This window comes from Pseudomonas putida (assembly GCF_050990305.1).
GTDB classification, from domain to species: Bacteria; Pseudomonadota; Gammaproteobacteria; order Pseudomonadales; family Pseudomonadaceae; genus Aquipseudomonas; species Aquipseudomonas putida_AH.
Genome location: NZ_CP158817.1, coordinates 2,146,230 through 2,167,860, shown reverse-complemented (window position 1 = coordinate 2,167,860; position 21,631 = coordinate 2,146,230). Strand labels below are relative to the sequence as shown.

At 57.1% G+C, this 21,631-nt stretch carries 26 protein-coding genes; 8 read left to right on the top strand and 18 right to left on the bottom strand.

Features of this window, described 5'->3' with window-relative positions; genetic code table 11:
- From pheT to thrS, 6 genes are all read right to left on the bottom strand, one after another.
- Complete coding sequence (gene pheT, locus ABTV22_RS10030) at positions 1 to 2,382, bottom strand: phenylalanine--tRNA ligase subunit beta (RefSeq protein ID WP_433739795.1); 2,382 nt, start codon at positions 2,380 to 2,382, stop codon at positions 1 to 3.
- A 26-nt stretch (positions 2,383 to 2,408) separates the two neighbouring features.
- Positions 2,409 to 3,425 (bottom strand): phenylalanine--tRNA ligase subunit alpha, encoded by a 1,017-nt coding sequence (gene pheS / locus ABTV22_RS10025; RefSeq protein ID WP_007940232.1) that lies wholly within the window; start codon positions 3,423 to 3,425, stop codon positions 2,409 to 2,411.
- A gap of 109 nt (positions 3,426 to 3,534) precedes the next feature.
- Positions 3,535 to 3,891, bottom strand: coding sequence for a 50S ribosomal protein L20 (gene rplT / locus ABTV22_RS10020; protein WP_007905879.1), 357 nt, complete (start codon positions 3,889 to 3,891; stop codon positions 3,535 to 3,537).
- A gap of 28 nt (positions 3,892 to 3,919) precedes the next feature.
- Entirely contained in the window at positions 3,920 to 4,114 is a 195-nt protein-coding gene (gene rpmI / locus ABTV22_RS10015) for a 50S ribosomal protein L35 (RefSeq protein ID WP_002553160.1), read from the bottom strand.
- A 60-nt stretch (positions 4,115 to 4,174) separates the two neighbouring features.
- Complete coding sequence (gene infC, locus ABTV22_RS10010) at positions 4,175 to 4,726, bottom strand: translation initiation factor IF-3 (RefSeq protein WP_433741353.1); 552 nt, start codon at positions 4,724 to 4,726, stop codon at positions 4,175 to 4,177.
- Complete coding sequence (gene thrS / locus ABTV22_RS10005; protein WP_433739792.1) at positions 4,726 to 6,648, bottom strand: threonine--tRNA ligase; 1,923 nt, start codon at positions 6,646 to 6,648, stop codon at positions 4,726 to 4,728. Before thrS ends, infC begins: the two co-directional genes overlap by 1 nt.
- Before the next feature lie 373 nt (positions 6,649 to 7,021).
- Here thrS and ABTV22_RS10000 point away from each other — a divergent pair, with 373 nt between their 5' ends.
- Together ABTV22_RS10000 and ABTV22_RS09995 are read left to right on the top strand one after the other, a co-directional pair.
- A complete protein-coding gene (locus ABTV22_RS10000) occupies positions 7,022 to 7,324 on the top strand; it encodes a hypothetical protein (protein WP_433739791.1) in 303 nt (100 codons plus the stop codon).
- Positions 7,325 to 7,615: 291 nt separating this feature from the next.
- A complete protein-coding gene (locus ABTV22_RS09995) occupies positions 7,616 to 7,828 on the top strand; it encodes a cold-shock protein (RefSeq protein ID WP_003179963.1) in 213 nt (70 codons plus the stop codon).
- A gap of 71 nt (positions 7,829 to 7,899) precedes the next feature.
- On the opposite strand, the gene ABTV22_RS09990 is transcribed toward ABTV22_RS09995, so the two are convergent.
- Positions 7,900 to 8,220, bottom strand: a complete 321-nt coding sequence (locus ABTV22_RS09990; protein WP_433739789.1) for an I78 family peptidase inhibitor — start codon at positions 8,218 to 8,220, stop codon at positions 7,900 to 7,902.
- A gap of 168 nt (positions 8,221 to 8,388) precedes the next feature.
- Complete coding sequence (locus tag ABTV22_RS09985; protein WP_433739788.1) at positions 8,389 to 8,694, bottom strand: hypothetical protein; 306 nt, start codon at positions 8,692 to 8,694, stop codon at positions 8,389 to 8,391.
- Positions 8,695 to 8,827: 133 nt separating this feature from the next.
- On the opposite strand from ABTV22_RS09985, the gene ABTV22_RS09980 reads away from it, so the two are divergent.
- Positions 8,828 to 9,037 carry a hypothetical protein gene (locus ABTV22_RS09980; RefSeq protein WP_433739786.1) on the top strand — a complete coding sequence of 70 codons (210 nt, stop codon included), beginning with the start codon at positions 8,828 to 8,830 and terminating at the stop codon, positions 9,035 to 9,037.
- A gap of 27 nt (positions 9,038 to 9,064) precedes the next feature.
- Here the strand turns inward: ABTV22_RS09980 and ABTV22_RS09975 are convergent, their stop codons facing one another.
- The 8 genes from ABTV22_RS09975 to ABTV22_RS09940 all read right to left on the bottom strand — a co-directional run bounded on the left by ABTV22_RS09975 (position 9,065) and on the right by ABTV22_RS09940 (position 16,626).
- Positions 9,065 to 10,036, bottom strand: coding sequence for a nucleoside hydrolase (locus ABTV22_RS09975; RefSeq protein ID WP_433739784.1), 972 nt, complete (start codon positions 10,034 to 10,036; stop codon positions 9,065 to 9,067).
- 51 nt (positions 10,037 to 10,087) lie between these two features.
- Complete coding sequence (gene rbsD / locus ABTV22_RS09970; protein WP_433739782.1) at positions 10,088 to 10,492, bottom strand: D-ribose pyranase; 405 nt, start codon at positions 10,490 to 10,492, stop codon at positions 10,088 to 10,090.
- Positions 10,489 to 11,406 carry a ribokinase gene (gene rbsK, locus ABTV22_RS09965; RefSeq protein WP_433739780.1) on the bottom strand — a complete coding sequence of 306 codons (918 nt, stop codon included), beginning with the start codon at positions 11,404 to 11,406 and terminating at the stop codon, positions 10,489 to 10,491. Before rbsK ends, rbsD begins: the two co-directional genes overlap by 4 nt.
- 24 nt (positions 11,407 to 11,430) lie before the next feature.
- The gene (locus tag ABTV22_RS09960; protein WP_433739778.1) at positions 11,431 to 12,450 is read right to left on the bottom strand and encodes a LacI family DNA-binding transcriptional regulator; all 1,020 of its coding nucleotides are present in this window, start codon (positions 12,448 to 12,450) and stop codon (positions 11,431 to 11,433) included.
- Between the two features lie 3 nt (positions 12,451 to 12,453).
- Positions 12,454 to 13,431: an ABC transporter permease gene (locus tag ABTV22_RS09955; RefSeq protein WP_433739776.1), complete on the bottom strand. Its 978-nt coding sequence runs from the start codon at positions 13,429 to 13,431 to the stop codon at positions 12,454 to 12,456.
- Positions 13,428 to 14,981 carry a sugar ABC transporter ATP-binding protein gene (locus tag ABTV22_RS09950; protein WP_433739774.1) on the bottom strand — a complete coding sequence of 518 codons (1,554 nt, stop codon included), beginning with the start codon at positions 14,979 to 14,981 and terminating at the stop codon, positions 13,428 to 13,430. The genes ABTV22_RS09955 and ABTV22_RS09950 overlap by 4 nt, the downstream gene beginning before the upstream one ends.
- Before the next feature lie 54 nt (positions 14,982 to 15,035).
- On the bottom strand, positions 15,036 to 15,989 hold the full coding sequence (locus ABTV22_RS09945) for a sugar ABC transporter substrate-binding protein (RefSeq protein ID WP_433739772.1): 954 nt from the start codon (positions 15,987 to 15,989) through the stop codon (positions 15,036 to 15,038).
- A 202-nt stretch (positions 15,990 to 16,191) separates the two neighbouring features.
- Positions 16,192 to 16,626, bottom strand: coding sequence for a hypothetical protein (locus tag ABTV22_RS09940; protein WP_433739770.1), 435 nt, complete (start codon positions 16,624 to 16,626; stop codon positions 16,192 to 16,194).
- A gap of 315 nt (positions 16,627 to 16,941) precedes the next feature.
- Here ABTV22_RS09940 and ABTV22_RS09935 point away from each other — a divergent pair, with 315 nt between their 5' ends.
- The 3 genes from ABTV22_RS09935 to ABTV22_RS09925 all read left to right on the top strand — a co-directional run bounded on the left by ABTV22_RS09935 (position 16,942) and on the right by ABTV22_RS09925 (position 19,168).
- Positions 16,942 to 18,030, top strand: a complete 1,089-nt coding sequence (locus ABTV22_RS09935) for an asparaginase (RefSeq protein WP_433739769.1) — start codon at positions 16,942 to 16,944, stop codon at positions 18,028 to 18,030.
- Between the two features lie 174 nt (positions 18,031 to 18,204).
- Entirely contained in the window at positions 18,205 to 18,474 is a 270-nt protein-coding gene (locus ABTV22_RS09930) for a DUF1654 domain-containing protein (RefSeq protein WP_433739767.1), read from the top strand.
- Positions 18,475 to 18,478: 4 nt separating this feature from the next.
- Positions 18,479 to 19,168: an endonuclease gene (locus ABTV22_RS09925; protein ID WP_433739765.1), complete on the top strand. Its 690-nt coding sequence runs from the start codon at positions 18,479 to 18,481 to the stop codon at positions 19,166 to 19,168.
- A gap of 70 nt (positions 19,169 to 19,238) precedes the next feature.
- On the opposite strand, the gene ABTV22_RS09920 is transcribed toward ABTV22_RS09925, so the two are convergent.
- Complete coding sequence (locus tag ABTV22_RS09920) at positions 19,239 to 19,604, bottom strand: SPOR domain-containing protein (protein WP_433739763.1); 366 nt, start codon at positions 19,602 to 19,604, stop codon at positions 19,239 to 19,241.
- A 250-nt stretch (positions 19,605 to 19,854) separates the two neighbouring features.
- On the opposite strand from ABTV22_RS09920, the gene csrA reads away from it, so the two are divergent.
- Positions 19,855 to 20,055, top strand: a complete 201-nt coding sequence (gene csrA / locus ABTV22_RS09915; protein WP_128608931.1) for a carbon storage regulator CsrA — start codon at positions 19,855 to 19,857, stop codon at positions 20,053 to 20,055.
- Positions 20,056 to 20,176: 121 nt separating this feature from the next.
- Here csrA and ABTV22_RS09910 read toward each other — a convergent pair whose 3' ends face one another.
- Positions 20,177 to 20,632 carry a DUF2214 family protein gene (locus ABTV22_RS09910; protein ID WP_433739761.1) on the bottom strand — a complete coding sequence of 152 codons (456 nt, stop codon included), beginning with the start codon at positions 20,630 to 20,632 and terminating at the stop codon, positions 20,177 to 20,179.
- 244 nt (positions 20,633 to 20,876) lie between these two features.
- Between ABTV22_RS09910 and ABTV22_RS09905 the strand changes: the two genes are divergently transcribed.
- Positions 20,877 to 21,629, top strand: a complete 753-nt coding sequence (locus ABTV22_RS09905) for a carbonic anhydrase (protein ID WP_433741352.1) — start codon at positions 20,877 to 20,879, stop codon at positions 21,627 to 21,629.
- Positions 21,630 to 21,631: the final 2 nt, after the last annotated feature.

The following is a 21,631-nucleotide window of genomic DNA, read 5'->3' as shown; positions in this document are numbered from 1 at the left end:
TCACTTCCTTAACGTGGCGTCCAACCTTTGTTCGAGCGAGGTGAGGATGTTTTGCGTCGTGGAATTCACCTCATCGTCATTAAGAGTGCGCGATGGATGCTGCCAGGTCAAGCCAACTGCGAGGCTTTTTCTATCAGGATCAATGCCTTTACCCTGATACACGTCAAATAGCCTGAGGTCTGTCAGCCATTCGCCTGCATTTTCACGGATTACGTCCAGTACAGCCGAGGCCGCAACGTCTTTGTGCGCAATCAGTGCCAGGTCACGACGCACTTCAGGAAAGCGCGATAACTCGTGGAATTTAGGCATTTTGCCCAACGCGACTTCCGCCAGAACCAGCTCGAACACGAACACTGGACGATCCAGGCCCAAGGTTTTCGACAGTTCCGGGTGAATGGCGCCAACGAAACCAACCAGTCGCCCTTCACGTTCGATGCGCGCGGTTTGACCCGGGTGCAGCGCTGGGTGCTTGCCTGGCACGAAAGTGAATGCATCCAATGCACCGGCAAAGCCCAGCACCGCTTCCACATCGGCCTTGACGTCGAAGAAGTCGACGACATCGCGACCTTGTGCCCAGCCTTCCGGCAGACGGCTACCACACACCACACCTGCCAGCATTGGCTCTTGCTTCAAGCCTTCGAGCTGACCGACGAAGCGCAGGCCGCTTTCGAACAGACGCACGCGGTCCTGCTGACGGTTCAAGTTATGCTGGAGCGCCTTGACCAGACCTGGCCACAACGACGAACGCATGGCGGCCATGTCGTTGGAAATCGGATTGGCCAACAGCAACGGCTCGACACCTGGATTAAACAGCTCGAACTGTTTCGGGTCGATGAAGCTGTAGGTAATCGCCTCCTGATAACCACGGGCGACCAGCAGACGGCGAAGTTCCGGCAGTTCGCTGCGGGCCTCGGCCTTGGCTTGTGGCGCCAGGCGCGCTTGCGGGTAACGGACCGGCAAACGGTTGTAGCCATACAGACGGGCCAGTTCTTCGATCAGGTCGACTTCCAGACTGATATCGAAGCGATGGCTTGGCACTTCGACACGCCACTGCCCTGCTCCATCGGCAGAAACGTTCAGGCCCAGGCCGCTGAGCAGACGCTCGACTTCGGCCGGATCCATTTCCATGCCCAGCATCTGAGTGATGCGCTGGGCACGCAGGGTCACCGGTGCGATCGACGGCAGGTGCTGTTCGCTGACGGTCTCGATGATCGGGCCGGCTTCGCCGCCGGTGACTTCCAGCAGCAGGCCAGTGGCGCGCTCCATGGCTTCACGGGCCAGTTGCCAGTCCACACCACGCTCGTAGCGGTGCGATGCGTCGGTGTGCAGGCCATAGGAACGAGCCTTGCCAGCGACTGCGATCTGATCGAAGAACGCACTTTCCAAGAAAATATCGCGAGTGGTCGCGGTATCGACGCCACTGTGTTCGCCACCCATGACGCCGGCGATGGCCAAGGCGCGGGTATGGTCGGCAATCACCAGCGTATCGCTGCGCAGGCTGACTTCCTGACCGTCGAGCAGCACCAGCTTCTCGCCTTCTTCAGCCATGCGCACACGGATGCCGCCGTTGATTTCAGCGAGATCGAAAGCGTGCAGCGGTTGACCCAGCTCCAACATTACATAGTTGGTGATGTCGACAGCCGCATCAATGCTGCGCACGTCGGCACGGCGCAGGCGCTCGACCATCCACAGCGGCGTAGGTTTGGATAGGTCGACATTACGGATCACACGCCCCAGGTAACGCGGGCACGCAGCCGGCGCCAGCACTTCAACCGGACGCACTTCATCGTGTACGGCTGGGACGGAGGCAACCACTGGACGAGTGACTGGTGCGGCATACAGTGCGCCGACTTCACGGGCCAGGCCTGCCAACGACAGGCAGTCACCGCGGTTCGGGGTCAGATCGACCTCGATGATGGCGTCGTCCAGATTCAGGTATTCACGAATGTCCTGACCTACTGGCGCGTCGGCCGGCAGTTCCATCAGGCCATCGTTGCCCTCACCCACTTGCAGCTCGGCCTGGGAGCACAGCATGCCGTTGGACTCAACGCCACGCAGCTTGGCTTTCTTGATTTTGAAGTCGCCCGGCAGTTCGGCACCAAGGGTGGCGAACGGGATCTTCAGGCCTGGGCGCACGTTTGGCGCACCGCACACGACCTGGAAGGTCTCCGAGCCATTGCTGACCTGGCAAACGCGCAGCTTGTCAGCGTCCGGGTGCTGCTCGGTGCTCAGCACCTCGCCCACGATCACGCCACTGAATACACCGGCGGCCGGCGTAACGCTATCGACCTCAAGACCGGCCATCGACAAACGAGCAACCAGCTCGTCGCGACTTACCTGCGGGCTTACCCAGCCACGCAGCCATTGTTCACTGAATTTCATCCTGCTCTCCTAAGAATTCGTTACGACTAGCGAAATTGCGCGAGGAACCGCAAGTCGTTGTCGAAGAACAGACGCAAGTCGTTCACGCCGTAACGCAGCATGGCCAGACGCTCGACGCCCATGCCGAAGGCAAAGCCCGAAAACTCTTCCGGGTCGATCCCGGACATGCGCAACACGTTCGGGTGAACCATGCCGCAGCCCATGACTTCCAGCCAGCCGGTCTGCTTGCAGACGCGGCAGCCTTTACCGCTGCACATCACGCACTCCATGTCGACTTCGGCGGACGGCTCGGTGAACGGGAAGTACGAAGGACGGAAACGCACGGCGAGTTCTTTTTCGAAGAAAACGCGCAGGAACTCTTCGATGGTCCCTTTCAGGTCGGCGAAGTTGATATCGCGATCAACCAGCAGGCCTTCAACCTGATGGAACATCGGGGAATGAGTGATATCGGAGTCGCTGCGGTACACACGGCCTGGGCAGACAATGCGGATCGGCGGCTGTTTCGATTCCATGGTGCGGACCTGTACCGGCGAGGTATGGGTGCGCAACAGCATGTTTGCATTGAAATAGAAGGTGTCATGCATCGACCGGGCCGGGTGATGGCCTGGGATGTTGAGCGCCTCGAAATTGTGATAGTCGTCTTCGACCTCAGGGCCTTCGGCGATGCCGTAGCCGATGTGAGTGAAGAACTGCTCGATACGTTCCAGAGTCCGGGTAACCGGATGCAGACCGCCTGAGGTCTGGCCGCGACCAGGCAGGGTCACGTCAATGGATTCGGCGGCGAGCTTGGCCGCAAGATCGGCCTCCTCGAACAACGCCTTGCGCGCATTGAGAACCTCTGTGACACGCTCCTTGGCAACGTTGATCAGCGCACCGACTTGCGGACGCTCTTCTGCCGGCAAATTCCCCAGGGTCTTCATCACCTGAGTCAATTCGCCCTTTTTACCAAGGTAGTGAACCCGGATTTGCTCCAGGGCATTGATATCTTCAGCGCTTTGCACAGCCTCTAGTGCTTGAGAGACGAGCGCGTCCAGGTTTTCCATGTACAGACTCCAGATACAAAATAGGGGAAGAGCTTGAAGGCTCTTCCCCTATTTATGACGTTTAACACCTGGCCCCACAAAGGTGAGGCCGGGTGACTGTCGGGGGTACTTAAGCCAAGGTGGCTTTAGCTTTCTCGACAATCGCAGCAAACGCCGCTTTTTCGTTCACTGCCAGATCAGCCAGAACCTTACGGTCGATCTCGATGGACGCTTTTTTCAGGCCGGCGATGAAACGGCTGTAGGACAGACCGTTGATACGAGCACCAGCGTTGATACGAGCGATCCACAGAGCGCGGAACTGACGTTTTTTCTGACGACGGTCACGGTAGGCGTATTGGCCTGCCTTGATTACCGCTTGCTTGGCAACACGGAATACGCGGGAGCGTGCGCCGTAGTAGCCTTTAGCAAGTTTCAGAATTTTTTTGTGACGCTTACGGGCAATGACGCCACGCTTTACACGAGCCATGAGTTACTTCCTCTATTCTTGACTAAAATTAACGAAGGCGCAGCATGCGCTCGACTTTTGCCACGTCAGACGGATGCAGCAAGCTGCTACCGCGCAGTTGACGCTTACGCTTGGTCGACATTTTGGTCAGGATGTGGCTCTTGAAAGCGTGCTTGTGCTTGATACCGTTAGCAGTTTTCAGAAACCGCTTAGCAGCACCACTTTTGGTCTTCATTTTTGGCATGTTCGGATACTCCGCATTCAGTTGATAAACATAATCAGAAGGCCTGCCGTGCCCTGTTGATTACTTCTTCTTTTTCGGGGCGATGACCATGATCAGCTGGCGTCCTTCCATCTTAGGATGCTGTTCGACCGAACCGTACTCTTGCAAGTCAACTTCAACTCGCTTGAGGAGTTCCATCCCCAGCTCCTGGTGGGCCATCTCACGGCCGCGGAATCGCAAGGATACCTTGGCCCTGTCCCCGTCACTCAGGAAACGTACCAGGTTGCGCAGTTTTACCTGGTAATCCCCTTCCTCCGTCCCTGGACGAAACTTGATTTCTTTTACCTGAATCTGCTTCTGGTTTTTCTTCGCCGCCGCAATCTGCTTCTTCTTTTCGAAGATCGATTTGCCGTAGTCCATCACCCGGCAAACAGGCGGGACGGCGTCGGCGGAGATTTCTACCAGATCAAGCTTGGCTTCTTCAGCAATACGAAGCGCTTCATCAATCGAGACGATGCCAATCTGCTCGCCGTCAGCGCCAATTAACCGAACCTCGCGTGCCGAGATATTCTCGTTGATCGGGGCTTTCGGTGCAGTTCGTTTATCTTGTCTCATTTCACGCTTAATAATAATTACTCCGAATCTGGGCGACCACGCCGGGAAACCGCTTGCGCGAGAAACTCAGCGAACTGGGCGACGGGCATCGAGCCCAGGTCAGCACCTTCACGAGTACGCACAGCGACAGTCTGCATCTCGACTTCCTTATCCCCAATAACCAAGAGATATGGAACCTTGAGCAAAGTATGCTCGCGGATTTTAAAGCCGATCTTTTCATTTCTCAAGTCAGACTTGGCACGAAACCCGCTTTCGTTGAGAGTTTTTTCGACCTGGGCGACAAAATCTGCCTGTTTATCAGTGATATTCATGATCACTGCCTGGGTCGGCGCCAGCCACGCAGGGAACGCACCTTCGTAGTGCTCGATCAGAATTCCGACGAAACGCTCGAAGGAGCCCAGGATCGCACGGTGCAACATCACCGGATGCTTACGGCTGTTGTCTTCGGAGACGAATTCGGCGCCCAGACGGACAGGCAGGTTAAAATCGAGCTGCAAGGTACCACATTGCCAGACGCGACCGAGGCAATCTTTCAGCGAGAATTCGATTTTCGGACCATAGAACGCGCCCTCGCCCGGCTGCAGATCGTACGGCAGGCCCGCACTATCAAGGGCTGCGGCCAACGCGGCTTCAGCGCGATCCCACAATTCGTCGGAACCAACGCGTTTTTCCGGACGAGTGGACAGCTTCATTTCGATGTCTTTGAAGCCGAAGTCGGCGTAGACATCCATGGTCAGCTTGATAAACGCAGCGGACTCGGCCTGCATCTGCTCTTCGGTGCAGAAGATGTGGGCGTCATCCTGAGTGAACGCACGCACGCGCATGATGCCGTGCAGCGCACCCGATGGCTCGTTACGGTGGCACGCACCGAACTCAGCCAGACGCATAGGCAACTCGCGGTAGCTCTTCAGGCCCTGGTTGAACACCTGCACGTGGCAAGGGCAGTTCATGGGCTTGATGGCGTAGTCGCGGTTTTCCGACTGCGTGGTGAACATGTTGTCGGCGTAGTTGGCCCAGTGCCCGGATTTCTCCCACAGGCTACGGTCAACGACCTGAGGCGTCTTGATCTCCAGATAGCCGTTGTCGCGCTGCACTTTGCGCATGTACTGCTCGAGCACCTGGTACAGGGTCCAGCCGTTCGGGTGCCAGAACACCATGCCCGGCGACTCTTCCTGGGTATGGAACAGGCCCAGGCGCTTGCCGATTTTGCGGTGATCGCGCTTCTCGGCCTCTTCGATACGCTGGATGTAGGCAGCCAGTTGTTTCTTGTCGGCCCACGCGGTGCCGTAAACGCGCTGCAATTGCTCGTTCTTGGCGTCACCGCGCCAGTAGGCGCCAGACAACTTGGTCAGTTTGAAGGACTTCAGGAAGCGGGTGTTCGGCACGTGCGGACCACGGCACATGTCGACGTATTCTTCGTGATAGTACAGGCCCATGGCCTGCTCGTTCGGCATGTCCTCGACCAGGCGCAACTTATAGTCTTCGCCACGGGACTGGAACACTTCGATCACTTCGGCGCGCGGAGTGACTTTCTTGATCACGTCGTAATCTTTCTCGATCAGCTGCTGCATGCGCTGTTCGATGGCAGCCAGGTCGTCCGGGGTGAAAGGACGCTCATAGGCGATGTCGTAATAGAAACCTTCGTCGATCACCGGACCGATGACCATTTTGGCGGTCGGGTACAACTGCTTGACCGCGTGCCCCACCAGGTGGGCGCAAGAGTGGCGAATGATCTCCAGCCCCTCTTCATCCTTTGGCGTGATGATTTGCAGCGTAGCGTCGCTGTCGATGATGTCGCTGGCATCAGCCAGCTTGCCATTGACCTTGCCGGCCAAAGTGGCCTTGGCCAAACCTGCACCAATGGATGCGGCGACCTCGGCGATGGAAACCGGGTGATCAAATGAGCGTTGACTGCCGTCGGGAAGAGTAATAGTTGGCATGGCGCCTCCTCTCCTAGTGGTGACCCCTACCAAAGGTCACGTGGGTTGGGATGAGCCAGTACAAGATCCGATCCAGGCCATTCAATGACGAACGCCTGCCTTACAGCGGCAGGAGCCTTGCGGCCAACCGGAAACCGAACCAGAGTGACTGGGATTCAAATCAGGATTAATTCGGCATTTGCCGCACACGGGACTGAAGGTCGACCGATGCCTGCTAGCGCTCGAGCCAGGCATGCTAGCACAGATGGTGAGTCGTGGCGTTGCAGAGGTTTTCTGTCGGGGCAAATCCAGTGTATTTATGCCAGAGTGCTGAACTCAATCCCCGTTTCCCCCCTCAGATAACAAGACATTGACCCACAAGGAGCATCCCGGCATGCGTCTGAATCGTTTGTTCGCTGTAGTCGCCCCCATCGTCCTGCTGTTGCCGTTAGCTGCACACGCCGATTGGCCCAAGGGCCTGCGCGAGAAATACATGGCGCAGTGCGTTCCTGCGGCCGCTCAAAGTATCGGTGAAGCCGCGGCCAAAGCCCACTGCGCGTGTGGCGCCGACGCACTCAAATCGTACCCGGCCAGCGACATTCAATCGCTGATGGACAACAAAGCCAGCCCAGAATTTCAACAACAGGCCCTGACCCAGATTTCCAAGTGCAAAGCCCAAAATCCGGCAAAAAAATAAGCCTGACAATGCGCTAAAAAGTGTTTTCAGCCGATGAATGGCCTGTAAAAAGCGCTTTTACCTACGATTCATGCAGGTTTTACAGCTTTTTTTATCGTCTTTACTTTCGGCTGAAAGCCTTTTAAACCGGGGCTTTCAGCCATAATAGGCAACAAAGAATGTGCGGCTATCGGGCAAACAGCAACCGCGGGGGGCTCCCAAAGCGAACATTTCGACTATGATACCCGGGTGTGCCCAGTTGGCCTGAGCAGCACAGTACTACTGAAAATATATGTTTCTTGGAGATACACCATGTCTAATCGCCAAACCGGCACCGTTAAATGGTTCAACGATGAAAAAGGCTTCGGCTTCATCACTCCTCAAGGTGGCGGTGACGACCTGTTCGTACACTTCAAAGCTATCGAAAGCGACGGTTTCAAAAGCCTGAAAGAAGGCCAAACCGTTTCCTTCGTGGCTGAGAAAGGCCAAAAGGGTATGCAAGCTGCTCAAGTTCGCCCAGAGTAATTTCCAGGCGCACTAAAAAAACCCCGTCCATGTGACGGGGTTTTTTATGGTTAACGCAAAAGCCTGGCCGATCAGCCGCAGTTGACACGCGTGACGACCCGATTGGCGTCGGTATTCAGGTTCAAGCGGTCGGACCGGTACTCCAGCGTCACCATATCGTTAGGCTGCAGGAATCGAGCATTCTGTGCACCGGCACGTGTACGCGCCTGCTCGAGCAACTCGGGCGAAGCCTGTTTGCCAATGGTGAATTCGGCCGCTTTGGCCTCACAACGGCTGTGACCTGTGTCAGTCGTCGTTACAGGGTCTGTTGCCGATTCAGTACTGGCAGTGCTGCAACCGGCCAGCAGGGCAGCACCCAACAAAGCACCCAATGACGCGAGCTTCCAAGGCATGAAGCCTCCTTTTTTCGAGAGATAAGCTGAGATCGTGCGACCGCCATTCCGGCGATTGGTTTCACAAGGACAACAAGTGACCTGTCCTTTCTGCGCAAACAAACGGCAAGTTTGCCTGAGCATCGCCCTGCTCTTCACCCTTCAATCGTGTCTGAATATGAGCGGCGCTCAATAGACGTCGATGTAGTCGAAAGCCGGTTTCGGCCAGTTCTGCTTCAGCGCATTGAAAATTTGCATGACCCAAACCTCTTCACTGGCCGCGACCAGCCCGACGTAGCCGGAACCCTTGGCCCAAGTTTCCAGACGAAACAGCAAGCCGTCGATATCAGTGCCACCCACGATCCCCGATGAAATATAGGCAATGCCGCCCTTGGTCACACGCAATTGCGTATGTTCATCGTCGCTGGCCGATGCCAACAGCTGACGTACGGCTTCAAGGGTCAAGCCGTCAGGGGTGTTCAAATCGATCTGCACAGCGTTGTCCTTCAAAGGCTTTCAAAAACCAAGTGTCGCATAGCCTCCCATTCATGCCTAAGTCGGAGTGTCAAAGGCGCCGCAAAATGGTTAACTCGACGCTCCCGATCTCCCCAACTGCGCGAGCGCCCTCATGACCATCGTAAGCATCGACGCCGACATCAAAGCCAGATGGCCAGAAGGCCACAGCTCCTACAGCCCTGGTAGCCTGGAGGAGCTCGCAATCATCGCTATCGACCTGCTGGTCAAGGAACTGGGCACCGAGGCGGCCCAATCCTTCATCGAGCAGATTTTCGAAAAGTACCCGACAAACCACGGCACAGAGCAATCGACACAAGAGTAATACCCTGCACAGGCACTGACTTGAGGACTATTTCAGGCGAGCCAGTCGCTCGGTCAGCAGATCGAAGAAACCCTGGTCGTCGGCGCTTTCAACCCAGAAGGTATTCTTCGGCGACTTGAGGCAGTCATACCAGTCGACGATGGTCTGGCCAAAGGTCGGTCCTTCGCGACTGTCGATCACCACATTGACCGCACGCCCACTGAACAACTGCGGTTTGAGCAGATAGGCGATGACCGCGGCATCGTGCACCGGGCCACCCGGCAGACCGTAGTGCTCCATATCGGCCTTGATGTATTCATTCAGAATATCAACCACCCGCCTGCTGGCATCGTTGTTCAATGCGGCGATCTGCTGCATGCGCGTGTCGCTGGTGAGGATCTCGTGGGTCACATCCAACGGCAGATAGGTCAGTTTTACACCACTGTTGAGTACCACTTGCGCCGCTTGCGGATCGGCGAACAGGTTGAACTCGGCCACCGGTGTGATGTTGCCACCGTTGAAATGCGCACCGCCCATGACCACCACTTCCTTGATGCCTTGAACAATCTCCGGCTCCCGGATCAGTGCCAGGGCCAGGTTAGTCTGTGGCCCCAGCATGGCAATGGTGATGCTGTGTCGCTTGGCCGTCATCAGGGTATCGATCAGGTACTCGACTGCGTTGCCCTCGGCGAGCCCTTTCCTGGGCTCATACACGGCAATGCCCGACAACCCTTCCTTGCCATGAATGTCCTCGGCATAGATAGGTTTGCGCACCAGCGGTTCACTCGCGCCAGCATAGACCGGTATCTCCTCGCGCCCAGCCCACTCGCGGGCCAGCCTCGCATTACGCGATGTCTTTTCCAATCGCACATTGCCGGCGACAGTGGTCAATGCGCGGACGTTCAATTCCTGCGGCGATGCCAACGCAAACAGCAGGGCAACCACATCGTCGGCACCCGGGTCAGTATCGATGATCAGGTCGATCTTTTGCGCCGCGTGAGCGCCGGTTGCGGTAATCATGGACAAAAGCAGCAGGCTCCGAGCAGTTGGAAATAACGTAAAAGGAACGAGTTAGAAGGTCACTCCGGCAATCAGTACGACATTGCAGTACGGCTGACATTCGCCAGTCCTTACAATCGCCCGAGCCTGCCCGCTAAGAATCTTGAATTGCTCATGACTGAGCCATTCACGCGGCCCCAATGCCCCCTCGGAATTCAAACCGTCCAGGCTCGACAGGACCGATGGATTTTTTTCCTGGATTTCACAGGCCAGCACATGGCTTTCGACCTGCATTTCGCTGAGCACAACCTTTAAGGTGCTGACGAAATCCGGAATACCTCTCGTCAAGGCCAGATCGATCAGCTCTACACCAGGCGGCACTGGCAGCCCCGCATCGCCGATCACCACTTTGTCACCATGACCAAGGGAGGCGATCAAACGCGACAGTGCAACATTGAGCAACGGTGTCTTTTTCATGATGCCTTGAACGCCTGGACTTCTGACAAGTGGGGAATCGAAGGTTGCGCGCCAGCCCGCGTGACCGATAGCGCGGCGGCGACCTGACCAAAACGGATCGCTTCGGCTTCGCTTTTTCCGCCCGCCAAGGCGGCGGCAAAACCACCGACGAACGTATCACCGGCCGCCGTGGTGTCGACAGCCTTCACGGCCGGGGCAGAAAAATGCTCAAAACCCTGACCATTGGCGAACAGCGATCCTTGGGCACCGAGGGTGATGATGACCTTGCCGGCGCCCATCTCGATCAGGCGAGTCGCCGCGACCTGCGCGGTTTGCCGAGAGTCCACCGGCAAACCGCTCAATGCCGAGGCTTCGCTCTCGTTGGGAATCAGATAATCGATGTTCGCGTACCAATCTGGAGGCAATGGACGACTGGCCGGCGCCGGATTGAGGATCACGGTCTTGCCCAGTTCCCGACCGCGCTTGAGCGCATGCCCCACTGTGGCATCCGGTACTTCCAACTGGCAGATGATCACGTCGGCAGCCTGCAGGACCAAATCAAAACAACCAATCAGTGCTGGCGTCAGCGCACCGTTGGCACCGGCAACAATAACGATCGCATTCTGGCTATTGTCGTCGACCACAATTAGCGCCACACCACTGGCCCCATCCACAGCGCTGACGGCCTGACAATCGATCTGCTCGGCCAGCAAGGCACCCCGCAGCGTCTCACCGTAGGCATCCCGCCCCACGCAGCCAACCATCGAAACCTGCGCACCCAGTCGAGCGGCAGCCACGGCCTGATTCGCCCCCTTGCCACCGGATACCGTGGTGAACGAATGGCCGATCAACGTTTCTCCACCCCGTGGCAAGCGCGGCGCCCGGGTCACCAGGTCCATGTTCAAGCTGCCTATAACCACTACTTTTGCTGGCATACATTGCTACTCATTCATTCGGCTTCAGCGGTATTCGGCAAAGTTACCCGCCAACGGCGCGGTCGATTCCCTCATGACAATGCTGGGTGTCACGATCCGTTGTTCGGTCAGCAAGTCCGGCTTGGCGATTCTTCTGAGCAGGACTTCGGCGGCCATCTCGCCAAGCTGCAAAATGGATTGGCCGACGGTCGTCAACGCGGGATAGACATAGCGGCTCATCTGAATATCATCGAAGCCGATCACCGATAGTTCCGACGGCACTCGTACGTTGCGCTCGGCTGCAGCGCGCAGTACGCCAATACCGATCATGTCGTTGGCAGCGAAAATGGCGCTGGGCGGATCGCGGTCCAGCAAGATCGCAGCGGCGTTGTAACCACCGGTGCTTGTGAAGTCACTTTCCAGCATGCGCTCATCTGGCACTTCAATGCCCGCATCCTTCAGCGCCCGACGGAAACCGGCCAGACGCATTTGCGCCACACTGGTGGACGCCGGTCCACTGATCGTGGCGATGTCGCGGTGCCCCAACTCCAGCAGGTGTCGAGTCGCCAGGTAGGCACCGTATTCATGATCGATGCGCACCAGGTCCGAATCGACTCCTTCCAGTGCGCGATCGACGATCACCATCGGTGTACGCACACCTGCCAGCCCCTGCGCCAACCCGCTATCACCGCCCGCCGATGCGACGATCAGGCCGTCGATGCGTTTTTCCAGCAACACGCGCAGGTAGCCGCGCTGCTTGCCCGGGTTATCGTCCGAATTGCAGAGGATCACGCAGTAACCATTGCGCTCGCAGTAATCCTCGATGCCCCGGGCCAGCTCAGCGAAATAAGGATTGAGGCTGTTGGGTACCAGCAAACCGATGGTGGCCGTGGTCTTGGCCTTGAGGGATCGGGCCACGGCGCTGGGTACATAGTCCAGCGTCTTGATCGCCGCCTCGACCTTGATCCGCACCTCTTCGCTGACCGGCCGGGTCTTGTTCACCACGTGGGAAACCGTGGTGTAGGAAATTCCCGCGAGTGCTGCCACATCTTTGATCGTTGCCATGACTCAGGCCCGCCGACTTGCACGTTGACTGCGATAGGTGTCGAGCACGACCGCGACCACGATCACCGCACCGGTGATAATGCGCTTGGTCGGCTCGGTTGCGCCAATCTGCGCGAGGCCAGCGGCCAGCACGGAAATGATCAACACGCCGAAGAACGTACTGATGACCGAGCCACGCCCTCCCATGAGACTGGTGCCACCAATCACCACCGCAGCAATCACTTGCAACTCCAGGCCGGAGCCAGCGTTCGGGTCCGCCGCTTCCAGGCGCGAAATCTGAAACAGCGCGGCAATCCCGGCTAGCAAGCCCATCAAGCTGAAAACCAGGATTTTGTAGGGTTTGGGGTTGATCCCCGCCAGGCGTACTGCTTCTTCGTTGGTACCGATGCCTATCAGGTAGCGACCGAACACAGTGCGGGTCAACACAGCCTGGGCGATGAATATGATCAGCAAGGCAATGATAAACGACGGCGAAACCCCGAAGGCGATCGGGTTCGACAACCAGGCGAAGGCATCGCCGATGTAGGCCGTGCGCGAGCCGGTCATCTGATACGCCACACCCCGGGCCATTTCCAGCACGCCGAGGGACACGATGAACGACGGAATGCGCCACGCCACGGTGATCGAGCCAGTGATGGTCCCGGCCAGTGCGGCGGCCGCCATGCCGAGCAACGCAGCCGGCAGAACACCCCAGCCCCAACCGAGAATCGCCACGCTGACCGTTGAGGCCGCGAGCGCCAGCACAGAGCCCACCGACAGATCGATGCCGCCGATGATCAATACGAACGTCATACCCACCGCCAGAACCATCAGGTCCGGAATCTGGTTGGCCAATGTGCTGAACGTGTCGTAAGAGAGGAAATGGCTACTCAGGAACGAGAACAGTACAACCATCGCCAGCAACGCACCGGCCAGGCCCAAGTAAGTACCCAGGCCATAGAAGTTGCCGCTGCGTTTGCCGGCTAAAGATGCGGTTTTCATGGAAAATCCCTAGGCGCTGCCTCATTGAGCAGCGCATCACGTTTTTGGTAGCCCGCAAATGCGGCTGCAAGCAAGTCATCCTGAGTCCAGCGGTCACGCTCGAAAGTATCGATCAGGCGTCCTGCCGATAACACGCCGATCCGGTCGCAGATCAGCATCAACTCGCGCAAGTCGCTGGAGACCACCACCAGCGCCTTGCCTTGGCGAGTCAGTTCACCGAGCAGCGCATAGATGTCGAACTTGGCACCGACGTCGATACCCCGGGTCGGTTCGTCGAACAGCAGCACAGAGCAATCACGTTCTAGCCAACGACCGATGACCACTTTCTGCTGGTTACCACCGGATAGCTCGCTGACCAATTGTGTCGGGCCGGCGCTGCGGATGCGCATGGCATCAATCTGACGCTGGGCCAGGGAGGCTTCGTCGCCATTGCTGACGAACCCGCCACTGGAAATGGCCGGCATGTTGCCCAGCGCGATGTTGGCACTGATCGACTGCGTCAACAGCAGCCCTTCACCTTTGCGATCTTCGGTGATCAGGGCGATGCCATGACCGACGGCATCCACCGGAGAACGGATACTGACAACCTGTGCCGGTGAACCCAGCGCAACCGTGCCACTGTCGGCGGTATCCGCGCCGAAGATCAGGCGCAGCAATTCAGTGCGACCTGCCCCGATCAAACCGGAAATACCGAAGATCTCGCCGGCGCGCACTTCGAAGGACACATCGCGAACCTTGTCAGCGCGGGTCAAGCCCTTGACCGTCAGCGCTGGAGCGCCGATGTTGCGCGCCCCCATGTCAATGTGTTCGCCAAGCTCACGACCGACCATCAAGGTGACCAGTTGCTCGCTGTCGTAATTGGCCATCGGCTCGACGCACACCAGGTTGCCGTCACGCAACACCGCAATGCGCTGGGCTATCCGGGCCAATTCTTCGAGGCGATGGGAGATATAGATGATCGATACGCCACGGGCCTGCAGGCGGGTGATCTGCTCGAACAACATCTCGACTTCACGGACGGTGAGCATCGCTGTGGGTTCATCGAGAATCAGGACGTGGCAATCGCCGATCAGGTTGCGGGCGATCTCCACCATTTGCTGGTGACCGATGCCAAGCTCACCGACCAGGGTATCCGGATCGATCGCATCAAGCCCGACCTGGGCCATGGCTTCGATTGCAGCCTTGCGCAATCGCTTGCGGCTGATCCAGCCGCCATTGCTCGGCAAATTATCGAGAAACAGATTTTCCGCCACCGACAGGGTCGGCAGCAGATTCAATTCCTGCATGACCATGCGGATACCCAGGGCTTCGGCCTGGGCCCGGCTGCCGGGGCGATAATCGTGCCCCTGAAATTGCATCTGACCCGTGGTTGGCGCAACCAGCCCACCAATGATCTTCGATAGCGTGCTTTTACCTGCACCGTTCTCACCGGTCAGTGCCAGCACTTCACCGCGCATGAGCGTCAGGTCGATGCCGGTCAGGACCGGTTGGGCGTAGGTCTTGCCGATACCGCTGACCGAAAGGACAGCGTTCGGAGGGCGAACGGGCATAAAAATCTCCATGCGCTCGCCCGGACAGGCGAGCACCGTTGAGTCGCCAGATGATTACTGGGTAACCAGCTCTACCGGAGTCTCGATCACACCGTTGGCGCTGTCGACCTTCTCGCCCTTGATGATTTTCAGCGCAGACTCAATGCCGAACACAGCTTGCTTGGCGGCAAACTGATCGGCTGTGGCCAGCACGCGGCCGTCCTTGAGCATCGGCTTGATGGCATTGATGTTGTCGTAACCGACCACTTGCACCTTGCCGGCCTTGCCCGCGGCGCGCACTGCAGACACTACGCCGACCGCCATGCTGTCGTTACCGGCCAGCAGGGCCTTGATCTGCGGGTATTCGCTGAGCATGGCGGAAGCTACCTGGTTGCCCTTGTTGATTTCCCAATCACCGGACTGAACCGACACCACCTTGATCTGCGCGGCCTCCATTGCATCCTTGAAACCGGCAGTACGGGCCTGGGCGTTGGTGGTCGTGGACACGCCCTCGATAATGCCCACTTCGTCACCGGCCTTGAGCTGCTTGGCCAGGTACTCACCCACCAGGCGCGCGCCTTTGCGGTTATCCGGGCCCACGAACGGAACGCTGATGTTTTTGCTTTTGAGCACTGACGGATCAAGCTGATTGTCGATGTTGATCACGGTGATACCGGCATCGACCGCTTTTTTGATCACTGGCACCATGGCCTTGGAGTCAGCCGGTGCGATGACCAAGGCATCGACTTTGGAGACGATCATTTGCTCGACAATACGGATCTGATTGGCAGTATCCGTTTCGTCCTTGATACCGTTGGAGATCAGTTCAAATTCGCCGGAGTGGTCTTTCTGGTAAGCCTTGGCGCCGTCTTCCATGGTCAGGAAGAATTCGTTGGCCAGGGATTTCATGACCAGCGCAACCTTGGGTTTTTCCGCAGATTCGGCGAAGGCCGAAGAGACAGGCAGCGCGACGCAGGCGGCAGCCAGCATAGCGACAGCAAGAAGACGTCCAGCAAATGGCAGCTTCATGGGTTCACTCCGATCTTATGATTATTTTGAGCAACACTTGCGCCGGCGTAAGCTGCTTGGTACTCGTTGATGGTTTTTGTCCAACATGAGCACATCGCAAACGTTTGCGTTGATCGAACTATGCGAACCTTGCCAAAATTTGTCAACGACCGAAAACCCCATTGATGGGGCCATCGGGTTGAGAGGCGTAGATCTTTTTTTATCATGCCGTCGTACTGATCACACTTCCTGTGCCGGCGGCCTTGGTTAGCTCCTTCACCAAGGCTGCGGTCACTTGCGACAGCGCTGCCGAGGTATCGGCAATCTGGCTCTGAATCGCCATCACCGCCGTCGCCTTGGCTTCGGGCGTTGGAAACTCTGCTGCTTGCGTGGCGGCCAATTGCCTCTGTTGTTCACGCAGTTGCTGCTGCAGCTCTTGCATCCGCTTGAGCAGCGTCTTGACCGCGACGCTTTGAGTGCTCTCGTTTTCGGCTTCAGAACCAGGAACGCCTCCAACGGCCTTTTCCTCGCCCGCCACCTGGCCCAACGGATGCTGCGCGGTATCAGACGCCGCTTCATTCAATGTTTCGACGGTTGCGGGTGGTTTACCGCCAATATTGATCGTGTATGTATTTGGAAAACCGACCGTCAACGACATGTGAACTCCCTGTAAAAAGATTCCTGAAGGAAGGATCGACCTGCGTAACGGATTCTTTAGCGCAGATTCACGATCCTGCCTTCGGTGAGCCGAACGCAAAAATGACAGATATTCGGAAATCCGGACATTCCTGATCGCGCCTCACTACACAAATTGTTTAAATATCTAAACAAATCAGTGAGTTGAGCGTTTTTCTCGACGCAAAACATGACTGGTACAGATCCTGCTCTTCTCCCGCACCCCGAGCCATCAGATTCGTTTGGGGTGCTTCTAGATGAACCTGCATCAGCACCGTCACCACTAGAGAGAAAAATAATGACATCTGCTTTGAAAACCTTTGTCCCGGGCGCCTTGGCCCTCCTGCTGCTCCTGCCCACCGCCCTTCAGGCCAAAGAAGTTGAAACCCAACAAAAACTGGCAAACGTGGTGATCCTGGCCACCGGCGGCACCATTGCCGGCGCGGGCGCCAGCGCCGCCAACAGTGCGACCTACCAAGCGGCGAAAGTCGGCGTGGACAGACTGATTGCCGGCGTTCCGGAACTGAGCCAATTGGCCAATGTTCGTGGTGAACAGGTCATGCAGATCGCGTCCGAAAGCATCACTAACGACAACCTGCTGCAATTGGGTCGCCGCGTGGCCGAACTGGCCGACAGTGATGACGTCGATGGCATCGTGATTACACATGGCACCGACACTCTGGAAGAAACCGCCTACTTCCTGAACCTGGTGGAAAAAACCGACAAACCCATCATCGTGGTCGGCTCCATGCGCCCGGGTACCGCGATGTCGGCCGACGGCATGCTGAACCTGTATAACGCCGTGGCTGTGGCCAGTAGCAAAGAAGCACGCGGCAAAGGCGTGTTGGTGACCATGAATGATGAGATCCAGTCGGGCCGTGATGTCAGCAAAATGATCAACATCAAGACCGAGGCATTCAAAAGCGCCTGGGGCCCACTCGGGATGGTGGTTGAAGGAAAATCCTACTGGTTCCGCCTGCCAGCCAAGCGCCACACCATGGGCTCCGAGTTCGACATCAAGAACATCAAGAGCCTGCCTGACGTGGAAATCGCCTATTCCTACGGCAACGTCAACGACACGGCTTACAAGGCACTGGCACAGTCGGGCGCCAAAGCCATCATCCACGCCGGCACCGGCAATGGCTCGGTCTCTTCGCGGGTCGTTCCAAGCCTGCAAGCCCTGCGCAAGGATGGCGTGCAGATCATTCGCTCTTCCCACGTCAACGCCGGCGGCTTCGTACTGCGTAACGCAGAACAGCCTGACGACAAATACGATTGGGTTGTCGCCCACGACCTGAATCCGCAAAAGGCTCGCATCCTGGCCATGGTCGCCCTGACCAAGACCAACGACAGCAAAGAGCTGCAACGGATGTTCTGGGAATACTGAGTCGCCCTCATTCAAGCGATTCCGATCGCACAGCGTTTTCACCACTCGCCAGCCCTGGCGAGTGGACTCCAACACCCTCCTGATAAAAATCCCACCCCCAAATGGAAAAATTTGCGGTCAGAGGATTCTCTTGAATTTTAAGCAGTTGCGAAAAAGCCTATAGTTAAATACTGTATGCACGTACAGCTTAATAAGGATAATTCCGTGGACAACTCCTCCGCCTTACCTGACGCCTATGTCCGCATGGGCCTGCGCGTTCAGAAAATCATCAACTCCCCCACCGCTCAGAAGGCCAAGGCAGCCTTGATTTTCCGTCTTCCGGACGAACCCATGGATGAGTGGGAGCGCTTGCTCGAAGAGATCGACGAGAACGACAACGTCACCCTCGCCTATCGCGACGACGGCGGTGTGCAGATTTTCTGGGTAGTGCCGAAGGAAGACTGAGTCAATGAGTGTCCGTTGTTTTGCTTTGCTGTTCCTGCTGTTCGCCGTGAGCGCCCAGGCCGACGCGCCGCGCACTTTCAGCGAAGCCAAGAAAGTGGCTGCAAAGCTGTACGCCCCACAATCCACCGAGTTCTATTGCGGCTGTAAATATACGGGCAATCGGGTGAACCTGGCCGCTTGCGGTTATGTGCCGCGTAAAGATGCCAAGCGCGCTGCCCGCATTGAGTGGGAGCACATTGTGCCGGCCTGGCAGATTGGTCATCAGCGCCAGTGTTGGCAGGAAGGCGGACGCAAGAACTGTACGCGCTACGACCCCATTTACCAGAAGGCTGAAGCGGACCTGCATAACCTGGTACCCAGCATCGGCGAGGTGAACGGCGACCGCAGCAACTTCAGTTTCGGCTGGCTGCCGGAACAATCGGGTCAATATGGCTCGTGCCTGACTCAAATCGATTTCAAGGCAAAGAAGGTCATGCCGCGCCCTTCCATTCGCGGCATGATCGCCCGGACATATTTCTATATGAGCAAGCAGTACGGTTTGCGCCTGTCGAAACAGGATCGGCAACTGTATGAAGCCTGGGACAAAACCTACCCGGTTCAAGCCTGGGAGCGTCAGCGCAATCAGAGCGTGGCCTGCGTCATGGGGCGCGGCAACGAGTTTGTCGGGCCTGTTAACCTGAAAACCTGCGGCTGACCGTCTGCTGAATACACAAAGGCCTCGGGTTGAAATCCCGAGGCCTTTGTATTTCTAGACAACGACTTTGTTATTGAGCGACCGGATGCTCTAGAACCAATAGCTCTATGTTCTGCTTCTTCGCCCGGGTGATGGCTGCAGCCACTTCCGCCTGCTTGGCCTCGGCTTCAGCTTTGGAGTTGAACGGCCCCATCAATACGCGGACCTTACCGTTTTCGCGGACGACATTGGACATGAAGTTATGCTCGATCAACCAGCCGCTGAGGTCGCTGACGGCTTGAGGTGTTTCACCTCGTATTTCCAGATCCCATTGCGGCCCTGTTGCCTGCGCAGGAACGGCGGCTGTTGCAGGCGCAGGCTTTGGCGCCTCGGCCCGCTTGCCTTCACCGCATCCCACCAGCGCCAGTATCGCCATTACCAAGACCATTTTGCGCACTGCGATTCCCTCAGAATGCTTAAAGCGAGGATTTTAACACTCATGAATACTTCCCGAGTGCCGCAAAATGGGCGCAAAACAACGAGAATGATGGTTGCGGCCTCTGTATAGTTACGCCTTGGGAATTAATGCTGCATCTGCACGTCAGAAAGAGGCACCCAAACCGTGAAACTTCGCACTAATCTATACATACCACCGACCTCTGCACTGTCCGAATCAGGTGCCCCACAAAGCAATCAAGGAGAAGACCATGCTGATACTCACCCGCAAAGTCGGTGAAAGCATAAACATTGGTGATGACATTACGATCACCATCCTCGGCGTTAGCGGCCAGCAAGTCAGGATTGGCATCAACGCCCCGAAAGATGTTGCCGTGCATCGCGAAGAAATTTATCAGCGCATTCAGGCTGGCCTGACCGCCCCGGCCAAACCGCAAACCCCTGAATCCTGATGCAGTCGGTAGCCAGCCCGTTCGCTCCGGAACGATGGCTGGCTAAAGATTCATGTGTCGCGACGCCCTCCTTTCACGCATCAACCCTCCACCGCGTAACACTGGCGCCCAATCGCACTGCCTAGCCGAACGTAATACCGCGCGCCATGCCACTGGCCGCGATAACCATCAGCAACACCAGCCCCCCTTCGAGATGACTGATCCGCGCAAACAGTGTCGCGCGTCCAGTGTTGATTGCCTGACCACGGGCCAACGCCACTCGCCACTTGATCAACGTCAGCATCGGCGCCACTTCAAGCAGCAAAATCAGCACGAAAAGCGTCATCTTGAGGTGGAACAACGGTTGATGCAGGTAATAATCCGTGCCTTTTTCGTATCCGCCAAAAGCCCGCATCCCACCCGTGACCAGCAGAATGAGCGCGCAAACGCCCCAGAGATTGTCCGCGATCAACACGCTGCGAGCTTCCCCCACGTTTTTGGCTAAGCGCCGAAAATTCGTGCCTCGCGTCAGCACCGCCCAGAATCCCAGGCCAAACGCCAATAGGTGAAGCGCCGCAAAAAGCCAGTGAGCCAGCATCGAGAAACTCCTGTCAGGATCAAATTGATCAAGCCTGTCAGTAGTAGCTCATCAATCGCTGTATTGCATATGCCCAATGACCAGCAACTGCGCGGGTTCGACTCAGGCAGACTTTCCCACAGGTCGGATAAGACATGGCATTTAAGGGACCAACTAGACTCCAATACGCCAGTGCGAAATGTCCTTGCAAACGCACTACCCCAACCGCATTCCCCCCACCGCATTGAACCGAGTAAATAAAATCATGTGTAAATCATGTGATTCAAACTCTGCTTCAAACAACAATGAGCGTCGTCGCTTTCTTCGCCTTGCCGGATTAGGAGCCGGCGCGCTGTTACTCGCCGGAACCTTGCCCGATCAAATCCTTCAAGCAGCCGAAAAAACCTCAACGCCCCCCAAACCGAAAAACGTCATCAGCCCGGACGAGGCGCTGAAAAGACTGATAGCAGGCAATGAACGCTATGTCAGCGGCAACTCGCAAACGCACGACTTCAAGGACGAACGTGAAGCTCTGGTCTCAGGCCAGAACCCGTTCGTGGCCGTCCTAAGCTGTTCCGACTCGCGCATCGCCCCCGAATATGCATTTGACACCGCGCGGGGTGACCTTTTCGCTATCCGCGTCGCCGGTAACTTCGTCACGCAGGAAGGCCTCGCGAGCCTCGAATACGGGGTCGCTGTGCTTGGCGCACCGTTGATTCTGGTCTTGGGGCATGAGAGCTGTGGTGCCATCGAGGCCGGCATCAAAGCCGTCAAGGATCATACGGTCTTCCCCGGGCAAATCCCGAAGCTGACAGACGCGCTCAAGCCGTCAATCGAGCAAGTGATCAAACAGCCCGGGGACCTGGTGGCCAACGCTACAGCGCAAAATGTGAAAAATTCGGTCGAACGCCTCAAGCAAGCCACCCCACTGCTAACCGACGCGCTCGGCAGCGGCAAGTTGAAAATAGTGGGAGGTGTTTATCGTCTGGCAACCGGGAAGGTCGAACTGATTGCCTGAGG